Source organism: Paramuribaculum intestinale (assembly GCF_003024925.1).
GTDB lineage: Bacteria > Bacteroidota > Bacteroidia > Bacteroidales > Muribaculaceae > Paramuribaculum > Paramuribaculum intestinale.
The window spans coordinates 1-1,079 of sequence record NZ_PUED01000372.1; the positions used below are offsets into that span (position 1 = coordinate 1).

The following is a 1,079-nucleotide window of genomic DNA, read 5'->3' on the forward strand; positions in this document are numbered from 1 at the left end:
AAACCTGACCATCTCAAACAGCTCGTTTAAGCCTTCGGGTAAAAACTGCCAAAATGCATCACTGGTTTTCATGACGCAAATTTAACACTTTTCCCAAAATTCATGCACCGCACTTTCGGCTTGAGCCCAAATTTCTTCGTTTTATTTCGTTACGAACCAAAACGAATTTAACCCACTATCTATCAGTGTTATACATTTGCAAGTGCACGAGATTTGTGCTTTCTTTGCACCGCTGTAACGCTGAAAACGCATAGTGGTAACGAGGCTCAACGGGGAAAATAGACCGGTCGCCCCCAACGCCTCAATACGATTGCCGATGCGTCAGGCTGAACAGCCTTTGACTGCATTTAACTGTTGTCGGTGCGGTCAATGTCTTAACCCAGACGACGCGAATAAAATCAACATGACAGGTTTATCCGAACTTTTGCAGGAAGGAGTGGCCGGGCTTACACTGGCCATCCCCCTGTGCGACCTCAAGGAATTTGCCGACTATATAGTAGCAAAGACCAAGGAGGAACTGCTGCCTACGTTGAAGGCGGCGGACACAGATCCGCTTATTCCCCGTTTGGAGGTGATGCGGATGCTTGGTGTATGCGCCAACACCCTTAGAAACTGGCGTAGGAGCAAATATCTTGAAGCCGTGCTTGTGGGCGCGAAAGTATATTACCGCACGTCGGCTGTTAACAAAGTCCTTAATGAGTATGGAAAAGAGCGTATCTGACAGAAAAGGTATCGACCCGATGCTTGTACTCGGTAAAGCCGTGGATATGGGCATTAGCGTCAACGGCGGAGATTTTCCGTTAGGAGCGTTGCCGATGAAGATGCAGAGGATTGTACGTGAGGCCAACGACTGCTACGGCTATCCGGTGGATTATCTCGCCGGGGCTATGCTTGTGGCTGTCGGTCTTGGCATCGGCAACACCCATTTCGCCCGGCTCAAAGGGAAGTGGGATGAGAGCGCGATTCTGTTCATGGCTCTTGTGGGCAGACCCGGAGCGTGCAAGTCGCATCCTCTGAATTTTGCCATCCGACCGTTCACCGAGTTGGACGGTAAGGCGACACGCGCTTATGTCAAGGCT

2 protein-coding genes are annotated in these 1,079 nt (G+C 50.2%); both read left to right on the forward strand.

Going from position 1 to position 1,079, the window contains the following annotated elements:
* The first annotated feature begins 403 nt into the window (after positions 1–403).
* On the forward strand, positions 404–721 hold the full coding sequence (locus C5O24_RS13650; protein ID WP_160631494.1) for a helix-turn-helix domain-containing protein: 318 nt from the start codon (positions 404–406) through the stop codon (positions 719–721).
* Positions 702–1,079: DUF3987 domain-containing protein (locus C5O24_RS13655; RefSeq protein WP_161553925.1), on the forward strand; the 378-nt coding region annotated here is incomplete at its 3' end. The genes C5O24_RS13650 and C5O24_RS13655, both read left to right, overlap by 20 nt.